This window comes from Cupriavidus sp. 05N38 (assembly GCF_056397345.1).
This window is the reverse complement of the sequence record NZ_JBFTNF010000006.1, coordinates 101,356-110,322: the sequence shown is the minus strand read 5'-3', so window position 1 is coordinate 110,322 and position 8,967 is coordinate 101,356. Positions and strand designations below refer to the sequence as shown.

8 protein-coding genes and 2 tRNA genes are annotated in these 8,967 nt (G+C 63.5%); all 10 read left to right on the top strand.

What is annotated here, in order from left to right; all coding sequences use genetic code 11:
- Positions 1–51 precede the first annotated feature (51 nt).
- The 10 genes from AC1DK4_RS06895 to AC1DK4_RS06850 all read left to right on the top strand — a co-directional run bounded on the left by AC1DK4_RS06895 (position 52) and on the right by AC1DK4_RS06850 (position 8,808).
- A tRNA-Val gene (locus AC1DK4_RS06895) sits at positions 52–128 on the top strand.
- Positions 129–513: 385 nt separating this feature from the next.
- On the top strand, positions 514–2,421 hold the full coding sequence (thrS, locus tag AC1DK4_RS06890; protein WP_441616423.1) for a threonine--tRNA ligase: 1,908 nt from the start codon (positions 514–516) through the stop codon (positions 2,419–2,421).
- A gap of 45 nt (positions 2,422–2,466) precedes the next feature.
- Positions 2,467–2,988: a translation initiation factor IF-3 gene (gene infC / locus AC1DK4_RS06885; protein ID WP_477131442.1), complete on the top strand. Its 522-nt coding sequence runs from the start codon at positions 2,467–2,469 to the stop codon at positions 2,986–2,988.
- A gap of 169 nt (positions 2,989–3,157) precedes the next feature.
- Complete coding sequence (gene rpmI, locus AC1DK4_RS06880) at positions 3,158–3,355, top strand: 50S ribosomal protein L35 (protein WP_006575466.1); 198 nt, start codon at positions 3,158–3,160, stop codon at positions 3,353–3,355.
- Positions 3,356–3,383: 28 nt separating this feature from the next.
- Positions 3,384–3,740: a 50S ribosomal protein L20 gene (rplT, locus tag AC1DK4_RS06875; RefSeq protein ID WP_092595867.1), complete on the top strand. Its 357-nt coding sequence runs from the start codon at positions 3,384–3,386 to the stop codon at positions 3,738–3,740.
- A 320-nt stretch (positions 3,741–4,060) separates the two neighbouring features.
- On the top strand, positions 4,061–5,104 hold the full coding sequence (pheS, locus tag AC1DK4_RS06870; protein ID WP_441616420.1) for a phenylalanine--tRNA ligase subunit alpha: 1,044 nt from the start codon (positions 4,061–4,063) through the stop codon (positions 5,102–5,104).
- 70 nt (positions 5,105–5,174) lie between these two features.
- Positions 5,175–7,622 (top strand): phenylalanine--tRNA ligase subunit beta, encoded by a 2,448-nt coding sequence (gene pheT, locus AC1DK4_RS06865; protein ID WP_441616418.1) that lies wholly within the window; start codon positions 5,175–5,177, stop codon positions 7,620–7,622.
- A 68-nt stretch (positions 7,623–7,690) separates the two neighbouring features.
- A complete protein-coding gene (locus tag AC1DK4_RS06860; RefSeq protein ID WP_441616416.1) occupies positions 7,691–8,104 on the top strand; it encodes an integration host factor subunit alpha in 414 nt (137 codons plus the stop codon).
- 136 nt (positions 8,105–8,240) lie between these two features.
- Positions 8,241–8,675: a MerR family transcriptional regulator gene (locus AC1DK4_RS06855; RefSeq protein WP_441616414.1), complete on the top strand. Its 435-nt coding sequence runs from the start codon at positions 8,241–8,243 to the stop codon at positions 8,673–8,675.
- 56 nt (positions 8,676–8,731) lie between these two features.
- Positions 8,732–8,808 (top strand) — tRNA-Pro (locus AC1DK4_RS06850).
- Positions 8,809–8,967: the final 159 nt, after the last annotated feature.

Genomic DNA, 8,967 nt, shown 5'->3' with positions numbered 1-8,967 from the left:
CAGAAAAAGAAGTAATGAAGTAATGAAGTAAGGCGGCAGTAGTGTGGCAGTAGGCTCGTAGCTCAGCTGGTTAGAGCACCACCTTGACATGGTGGGGGTCGTTGGTTCGAGTCCAATCGAGCCTACCAAAAGCATTGCAGCAAGAAGTAGCTTGGCAGTAAGCAGCAGCAAACGCAGTATCGCAGTACCCGGTTCAACCCGTTCACAGGAATGGAAGGCGCCATGATGAAGACATCGCGAACTACTACCGCTAATTAGCGACAGTAGTCGAGGTGCGCCTTGATCCCGGATCGTCCGGGGTTGAATTGAGAATAACGCAGCCTTGGCTGCGTTTTTTTTCGTCTGTCGCTCGTTAGCTGCCTGATATGCTGCCCGGTCCCCGGTGGATCCGACCGGGTGAAAGTCCCCGCTGCCTGGCCCGTGCCGATGCATGGTCGCCCGGTGCTACAAGATGCTTTTCATCCGCTTGCCGAGACAACGAGACCGGCGGGCGGATTCCTGATGAGGTGCAAGATGATCGCAATCACGCTGCCGGATGGTTCCCGCCGCGAGTTTCCCGGCCCGGTGACGGTCGCAGAAGTGGCGCAGAGCATTGGCGCCGGCCTGGCCAAGGCGGCCCTGGCCGGCAAGGTGGACGGCCGCATGGTCGACACGAGCTACCTGATCGAGCAGGACGCCGGCCTGGCCATCGTGACTGACAAGGACGCCGACGGCGTCGACGTGATCCGCCATTCGACGGCGCACTTGCTGGCCTACGCCGTCAAGGAGTTGTATCCGGAAGCGCAGGTGACGATCGGTCCGGTGATCGAGAACGGCTTCTACTACGACTTCGCCTACAAGCGCCCCTTCACGCCCGAGGACCTCGTTGCCATCGAGAAGAAGATGGCCGAGCTCGCCAAGAAGGACGAGAAGGTGACGCGCGAGGTCTGGAGTCGCGACGAGGCGGTGAAGCTGTTCGAGTCGATGGGCGAGAAGTACAAGGCCGAGATCATTGCCTCGATTCCGCAGGACCAGGAAATCGGCCTGTACCGCGAAGGCGAGTTCGTCGACCTGTGCCGCGGCCCGCACGTGCCTTCCACGGGCAAGCTCAAGGTCTTCAAGCTGATGAAGGTGGCCGGCGCCTACTGGCGCGGCGACGCCAAGAACGAGATGCTGCAGCGTATCTACGGCACGGCCTGGGCCAAGAAGGAAGACCAGGAAGCCTACCTGCACATGCTGGAGGAAGCCGAGAAGCGCGACCACCGCAAGCTGGGCAAGCTGCTCGACCTATTCCACCTGCAGGAAGAGGCGCCTGGCATGGTGTTCTGGCACCCGAAGGGCTGGCAGGTGTGGCAGGCGGTGGAGCAATACATGCGCGGCCGCCTGACGCAGGCCGGTTATGAGGAAGTGCGCACGCCGCAGGTGATGGACCGTTCGCTGTGGGAGAAGTCGGGCCACTGGCAGAACTACAAGGAGAACATGTTCGTCACGGAGTCGGAGAAGCGCGACTACGCGATCAAGCCGATGAACTGTCCCGGCCACGTGCAGATCTTCAACCACGGCCTGCGCTCCTACCGCGACCTGCCGCTGCGCCTGGCCGAGTTCGGCGCCTGCCACCGCAACGAGCCCTCGGGCGCGCTGCACGGCCTGATGCGCGTGCGCGGTTTCGTGCAGGATGATGCGCATATCTTCTGCACCGAAGAGCAGATCGTCGCCGAGGCCAAGGCTTTCAACGAGCTGGCCTTCTCCGTCTACGACGACTTCGGCTTCAAGGACGTGGCGGTCAAGTTGTCGCTGCGCCCCGAGCAGCGCGCCGGTTCGGACGAGGTGTGGGATCACGCCGAGGAAGGCCTGCGGCTGGCGTTGCGCGCCTGTGGCGTGGAGTGGGAAGAACTGCCGGGCGAGGGTGCCTTCTACGGCCCGAAGGTCGAATACCACATCAAGGATGCCATCGGCCGCTCGTGGCAGTGCGGTACGCTGCAGCTCGACCTGGTGCTGCCGGAGCGCCTGGGTGCGGAATACGTCTCCGAGGACAATTCGCGCAAGCGTCCCGTGATGCTGCACCGGGCCATCCTGGGCTCCTTCGAGCGCTTCCTGGGCATCCTGCTGGAAAACCATGCGGGCGCGCTGCCAGCCTGGCTGGCGCCGGATCAGGTCGTAGTGCTGAATATTGCCGACTCACAGGCAGAATATGCCGAAAACGTCGTGCAACTTCTGCAAAAACAAGGATTTAGGGCTAAGGCGGATTTGCGTAACGAGAAAATTACGTATAAAATCCGCGAGCATTCCCTTCAGAAGATTCCCTACCTGCTAGTGGTGGGCGACAAGGAGCGGGATGCCAATCAAGTGGCCGTGCGTGCCCGTGGCAATGCGGATCTGGGTGTGATGCCTGTTTCCGCGTTTGTGGAGCGTCTGCAACAGGACGTTGCCAGCAAAGCCTGATGGGATGAGCACGGCTTGTTTTTTGTCTTCTTGAGGTAACGCAACATCGCTACAGACAAAGGTCATCGCATCAATCGCGAAATCAGCGCACCCGAATTGCGCCTGGTCGGGGTTGATAATGAGCAACTCGGCATCGTCAAGTTCATGGACGCGCTTCGCCTGGCTGAGGATAAGGACTTGGACTTGGTGGAGATCGCGCCGACCGCGGTGCCTCCGGTTGCCCGTATCATGGACTACGGCAAGTTCAAGTACGAGGAAGCCAAGCGCGCGCACGACGCCAAGTTGAAGCAGAAGATCATCCAGGTCAAGGAAGTCAAGTTCCGGCCGGGTACGGATGATGGCGACTACAACGTCAAGCTGCGCAACCTTAAGCGCTTCCTTGAAGACGGCGACAAGACCAAGATCACGCTGCGTTTCCGCGGCCATGAGATGGCGCACCAGGAAATCGGCGCGCGTGTGCTCGAACGCCTGAAGGCGGATCTGGAAGAAGTCGGCCAGGTCGAGCAGATGCCGAAGATGGAAGGGCGCCAGATGGTGATGGTGCTGGCTCCCAAGAAGAAGAAGTAAGATTCTGCGCGTTGCCGCGGCCCGGTGGAGAATTCCGCCGGGCGTGGCGGCGTGCGAATGCAGCGCAGATGGCCGCTCGCGGCCTCGCGCAACAATAAGTGGATGCGGGTTATGCAAGCGTCGGCGCTAGCCGGCCACCTGCATGCATGTCAAAGAGCTGGAGTTTTTCATGCCGAAGATGAAGACCAAGAAAAGCGCTTCCAAGCGCTTTACTGCGCGTCCGAATGGTTCGTTCAAGCGTGGCCAGGCCTTCAAGCGTCACATTCTGACCAAGAAGACCACCAAGAATAAGCGTCAACTGCGCGGCACCCAGGACGTCCATGAGACGAACCTGAAGTCCGTTCGCGCAATGATGCCTTACGCATAACCCCTAACGAAAACGAAAGGAGCATTTCATGCCTCGAGTAAAGCGTGGGGTCACTGCACGGGCCCGCCACAAGAAAGTCATTGACGCTGCCAAGGGTTACCGCGGCCGTCGCAATAACGTCTACCGTATCGCCAAGCAGGCGGTCATGCGTGCTGGCCAGTACGCGTACCGCGATCGCCGCAACAAGAAGCGCGTGTTCCGCGCTCTGTGGATTGCGCGTATCAATGCTGCTACGCGCGAGCATGGCATGACCTACAGCGTGTTCATGAACGGTCTGAAGAAGGCCTCGATTGAACTGGACCGCAAGGTGCTGTCGGACATGGCTATCCATGACAAGCCTGCCTTTGCCGCCATCGTCAACCAGGTGAAAGCCTCCGTTGCCTGATGCCGGCTCCGGCCTGCCGCGCTAACCGCGTGGCAGGCCGGGGGCAAGCACCGACCGCAAGGTCGACAGCATCTCCACCGGACTCGACTTCCGGCGGACCTGCAAGAAACGGGGCTCCTCACCGAGCCCCGTTTTTATTTCGAATGCCGTTTTTGCGTGTGCTACGCCGGGCTGCGAAGCGCGGTGGGCAAGACGGCATCCGAAACGAGCTCCGCGCCGCCCGGTGCCGCGCGGGGCCCGGCATCTACATCGCACTTAGTGCCAACCCCACGCCCGGGCCCCGCGTGACCCGGACGCCAAATCTATCGCCGACCGCCGCCATGTCTCTGGATCCGGATCAAATCGTCGCCGACGCCCAGGCCGCCTTCGCCGCCGCCAACGACAACGCCACGCTGGAAAACGAGAAAGCCCGCTTTCTCGGCAAGACCGGCGCGCTTACCGAGTTGCTCAAGAGCCTCGGCAAGCTCGACCCGGAAACGCGCAAGAGCGAAGGCGCGCGCATCAACCAGGCCAAGCAGCGGGTCGAAGCCGCGCTGAACGCGCGCCGCCAGGCGCTGGCCGATGCACTGATGAACGCGCGGCTGGCCGCCGAGGCCATCGACGTGACGCTGCCCGGCCGCGCGGTGGCGCGCGGCAGCCTGCACCCGGTGATGCGTACCTGGGAACGCGTCGAGCAGATCTTCGGCTCGGTCGGCTTTGACGTGGCCGACGGCCCCGAGATCGAGACCGACTGGATGAACTTCACCGCGTTGAACAATCCGGACAACCATCCGGCCCGTTCGATGCAGGACACCTTCTACGTGGACGGCCGCGACAGCGAGGACAAGCTCCTGCTGTTGCGCACCCACACCAGCCCGATGCAGGTCCGCTATGCGCGCATGCACGTGGAGAAGTACAAGGGCCGCGACATGCCGCCGATCAAGGTGATCTGCCCGGGGCGCACCTACCGCGTCGACAGCGACGCCACGCACTCGCCCATGTTCAACCAGGTCGAAGGCCTGTGGATCGGCGAGGACGTGAGCTTTGCCGACCTCAAGGGCGTCTACGCAGATTTCCTGCGCAAGTTCTTCGAGCGCGATGACATCCAGGTGCGCTTCCGCCCGTCGTATTTCCCGTTCACGGAGCCGTCGGCGGAAATCGACATGGCCTTCGAGGAGGGGAAAAATGCGGGCAAGTGGCTGGAGATCTCCGGCTCGGGCCAGGTGCACCCGAACGTGCTGCGCAACATGGGGCTGGACCCCGAGCGCTACATCGGCTTCGCCTTCGGCTCCGGCCTCGAACGCCTGACCATGCTCCGCTACGGCATCAACGACCTGCGCCTGTTCTTCGAAGGCGACGCGCGTTTCCTGCGCCAGTTCGCCTGAGGCCGCGCACGCGTCCGAGCATTACGTCACCGACTCAACAGAACAGAATACTTACCGGATCAGAAGCGCCATGCAATTCTCGGAATCCTGGCTTCGCAGTTTCGTCAATCCCGACAAGATCTCCACCGATGCGCTCTCGCACAGCCTGACCATGGCCGGGCTCGAAGTGGAAGAGGTCGGTCCGGTCGCGCCGCCGTTCGACAAGGTGGTGGTGGCCCGCGTGCTCTCCACCGAACGCCATCCCAACGCCGACCGCCTCAATGTCTGCCAGGTCGATGCCGGCACCGGCGAGACGCTGCAGATCGTGTGCGGCGCGCCCAACGTGGCGCCCGGCATCCTGGTGCCGTGCGCGCTGGTCGGCGCGGTGCTGCCGCCGTCCGAGGCGGGCGGCAAGCCGTTCGAGATCAAGGTGGGCAAGCTGCGCGGCGTAGACAGCTTCGGCATGCTGTGCTCCGCGCGCGAGCTCAAGCTGTCGGAAGACCACGGCGGCCTGATGATCCTGCCCGAGGATGCAAAGATCGGCCAGGACATCCGCCAGTACCTGGACCTGGATGACCAGGTCTTCGTCATCAAGCTCACGCCCAACAAGGCGGACTGCCTGTCGATCCACGGCGTGGCGCGCGAAGTCGCCGCGCTCACCGGCGCGGCGCTGACGCTGCCGGAGATGAAGCCGGTCGCAGTGACGCTGGCCGACAAGCTGCCGGTCAAGGTGTCGGCGCCCGACCTGTGCGGCCGTTTCTCCGGCCGCGTGATCCGCGGCGTGAACGCACGCGCGGCCACGCCGGCATGGATGGTCCAGCGCCTCGAGCGCGCCGGCCAGCGCAGCATCTCGGCGCTGGTGGACATCTCCAACTACGTGATGCTCGAACTGGGCCGCCCGTCGCACGTGTTCGACCTGGACAAGATCCACGGCGGGCTGGACGTGCGCTGGGCCCGCAAGGGTGAACAGCTCAAGCTGCTCAACGGCAATACCGTGGAACTCGACGAGCAGGTCGGCGTGATCGCCGACGACAAGGAAATCGAGAGCCTGGCCGGCATCATGGGCGGCGACAGCACCGCGGTCACGCTCGACACCACCAACATCTACCTCGAAGCCGCCTTCTGGTGGCCGGAAGCGATCCAGGGCCGCTCGCGCCGCTTCAATTTCGCGACCGATGCCGGACACCGCTTCGAGCGCGGCGTGGACTACGCCACCACGGTCGAGCACATCGAGCGCATCAGCGCGCTCATCCTCGACATCTGCGGCGGCCAGGCCGGCCCGGTCGACGACCAGGTCGTCAACCTGCCGCAGCGCAAGCCGGTGCATCTGCGCGTGGCGCGCGCCGAGCGCGTGCTCGGCATCGAACTGTCGCCGGCGGAAATCGCCGACGTGTTCCAGCGCCTGCAGCTCTCCTTCACGCGCGAGCAGGGCGCGGATGGCGAGGTGTTCGTGGTGACGCCGCCGAGCTACCGCTTCGACATCGAGATCGAGGAAGACCTGATCGAGGAAGTGGCCCGCATCTACGGCTTCGAGCGCATCCCGGCACGTCCTCCGGTGGCCGAGAGCGAGATGCGCCCGACCGACGAGGCGCGCCGCTCCACCCACGTGGTGCGCCACGCGATCGCCGCGCGCGACTACCAGGAAGTGATCAACTTCGCCTTCGTCGAAGAGAAGTGGGAACGCGACTTCGCCAGCAACGACAATCCGATCCGCCTGCTCAACCCGATCGCCAGCCAGCTTGCGGTGATGCGCTCGACGCTGATCGGCGGCCTGCTCGACAAGGTGCGCTACAACCTCAACCGCAAGGCCGCGCGCGTGCGCATGTTCGAGGTGGGCCGCGTGTTCCATCGCGATGCATCGGTGGCGGACGGCGGACTGACCGTGGCCGGCTATCGTCAGCCGATGGTGGCAGGTGGCATCGCCTATGGCCCGGCCTCTGAAGAGCAATGGGGCGTGGCAACGCGCCCGGTGGACTTCTTCGACGTCAAGGGCGATGTCGAGGCGCTGCTGCATCCGCGCGTGGCGCGCTTCGAGCCGGTCTCGCATCCCGCGCTGCATCCGGGCCGGGCCGCGCAAGTGGTGATCGACGGCAAGGTGGCCGGCGTGATCGGCGAACTGCATCCGCGCTGGCTGCAGGAGTATGAGCTCAGCCAGGCGCCGGTGGTGTTCGAGCTGGACCTGCAGGCGCTGCGCGAAGCAGGGCTGCCGGGCTACACCGAAATCTCCAAGTTCCCGGCCGCCGTGCGCGACCTGGCGCTGGTGGTGAAGCAGCCCGTGCGCGTGCAGGACCTGCTCGACGCCATGCGCGATGCCCTGGAAAAACAAGGCTACGGCCGCTACTGCCAGAGCCTCGTGCTGTTCGACGAATTCCGCCCGAAGGCGGCTTCGGCGGCCATCGGCGCGGACGAGAAAAGCCTTGCGTTCCGCCTGACCTTGCAAGATACTGGGGCGACCCTCCAGGACGAAACCGTCGACAGCGCGGTGCGTTGCATGGTCGAAGCCGCAGGCGCCGCATTCCAGGCGCGGCTGCGCGGCTGATCCACCAGCTGACATGACAATGGAGCGCCCGGACCTCCGCATCCGGGCGGATCGCACACTGAATGACAATGAACGATCGACACGCGCATCTCATGGCCGCAGCAATGGGTGAGGCAGGCGACCGGCAGGCAGCATCTCTCGATGACGAGGCCTCCGACGCCCGCGCAGCCGAGGTACCCACGCTCACCAAGGCCGAACTCGCCGAAATGCTGTTCGACCAGGTCGGTCTCAACAAGCGCGAATCCAAGGACATGGTCGAGGCCTTCTTCGACGTGATTCGCGAAGCGCTGGAACATGGCGACAGCGTCAAGCTGTCCGGCTTCGGCAACTTCCAGTTGCGAGACAAGCCGCAACGCCCCGGGCGCAATCCCAAGACCGGCGAGATCATTCCCATCACCGCACGGCGCGTGGTGACCTTCCACGCCAGCCAGAAGCTCAAGGGCCTGGTGGAAGAGCGCGCCGGCCTGGCGGTGCCGGGCTGATCGTTTGCCAGCAGCACGGCCAGTCGCTATCCTGTCCAGCTATCTGCCGATCCGCATCGGCTCGCACGTCCGCGTGCCTGCCTGCGCGGACACCACAACCACTGCCGGCACGGCCTGAAGCCCGCCCATTCACCGTATGTCGGAAAGACCCAGCGAACGCATTTCGTTGCCGCCGATTCCCGCCAAGCGCTACTTCACCATCGGCGAAGTCAGCGAGCTTTGCGCTGTCAAGCCGCATGTGCTGCGCTATTGGGAGCAGGAGTTCACGCAGCTCAAGCCCGTCAAGCGGCGCGGCAACCGGCGCTACTACCAGCATCACGAAGTCCTGCTGATCCGTCGCATCCGCGATCTGCTGTACGAGCAGGGCTTCACCATCAACGGCGCGCGCAATCGCCTCGACGAAGGCCGCCAGCAAAGCCATGCGCCCGCCGAAGACGAGCAGGAAGTGGTCGCAGCGGTGCCGGCCGACGAGGCACCGGTCTTCTCGCTCGACATCAACAACCTGCGCAATGAGCTGGTGGAAGTCCAGCACCTGCTCGCGCAACTCAGGCAGATCGCGCGGCACGAATAAAAAGTGCATTAAGGTCTAGCCAGCTGAGAATTGCTTCTGCTATAATCTTTTTCTTTCGGGGCGTAGCGCAGCCTGGTAGCGTACCTGCATGGGGTGCAGGTGGTCGGAGGTTCAAATCCTCTCGCCCCGACCAGTATTAAGAAGGCCTAGCGGGTTTTACTCGCTAGGCCTTTTGTCTAACTTGAGCAGCGTTGTCTAACTTGGCTGCCAACGAGCCATCCCGGCCGTCCGGTTGGCTGACGTATGGGTTGGTTTGCGGCGATCTGTTATGTACTGCATATAGCAGGGGTAC

Coding starts and splice junctions, on each gene's coding strand:
- thrS (WP_441616423.1), top strand. CDS start 514: ATGATCGCAATCACGCTGCCGGATGGTTCCCGCCGCGAGTTTCCCGGC.
- rpmI (WP_006575466.1), top strand. CDS start 3,158: ATGCCGAAGATGAAGACCAAGAAAAGCGCTTCCAAGCGCTTTACTGCG.
- rplT (WP_092595867.1), top strand. CDS start 3,384: ATGCCTCGAGTAAAGCGTGGGGTCACTGCACGGGCCCGCCACAAGAAA.
- pheS (WP_441616420.1), top strand. CDS start 4,061: ATGTCTCTGGATCCGGATCAAATCGTCGCCGACGCCCAGGCCGCCTTC.
- pheT (WP_441616418.1), top strand. CDS start 5,175: ATGCAATTCTCGGAATCCTGGCTTCGCAGTTTCGTCAATCCCGACAAG.
- AC1DK4_RS06860 (WP_441616416.1), top strand. CDS start 7,691: ATGAACGATCGACACGCGCATCTCATGGCCGCAGCAATGGGTGAGGCA.
- AC1DK4_RS06855 (WP_441616414.1), top strand. CDS start 8,241: ATGTCGGAAAGACCCAGCGAACGCATTTCGTTGCCGCCGATTCCCGCC.